We start from the raw sequence: 530 nt of genomic DNA on the forward strand, positions 1-530 counted from the left end.
CTGCAACTTTCAGAGCATCTTTAGTATCATCAACAGTATCCACAGCTTTCAAGGCTTTCGATGCGTCACTGACATTATCCAGCGTATCAATCACTTTACCGGCTGTCTGGGCTGCCTTGATAGCTTTTCCGGCTTTGGCAAACAAAATCATATAACTAGCCAAATCAAGACCAAGTTCGCCTGCCGCAAACCAACGATTCGCCGTTTCTCCTGTTACAGGGTCTTTCCCTGTCCAAAGACGTTTGGCACTATACCAGCCACTGAGCTCTCCACCAAGTATCTTGAGGAGTTTTTTCCCCTCTGCTCTTCTTGCTGCTATCTCTTTCTCAGTCAACTCTTTCGGTTTAGATGTAGATTTTGGCTGATAGCGAGAGCTTGAACCTGCCGTACCATCCCAGCTGGCAACACCTCCAAAGCTAGCTGGTGTACTGCTTTTGTCTTTCGCCTTTGTCATACTTTACTATGACAAACTAGATAATTCCCATGGTGATGTCTAAAACACCTATGGAGGATAACTCCATAGGTGGGCG

The 530-nt window shown here is 46.0% G+C and carries 1 protein-coding gene; it reads right to left on the reverse strand.

Features of this window, described 5'->3' with window-relative positions; translation table 11 throughout:
• The coding region (locus E4T79_RS10755) for a pre-toxin TG domain-containing protein (protein ID WP_228063861.1) at positions 1-454 on the reverse strand (454 nt) is incomplete at its 3' end.
• Positions 455-530: the final 76 nt, after the last annotated feature.

It is taken from the genome of Streptococcus sp. LYSM12, assembly GCF_004569635.1.
Classification (GTDB): domain Bacteria; phylum Bacillota; class Bacilli; order Lactobacillales; family Streptococcaceae; genus Streptococcus.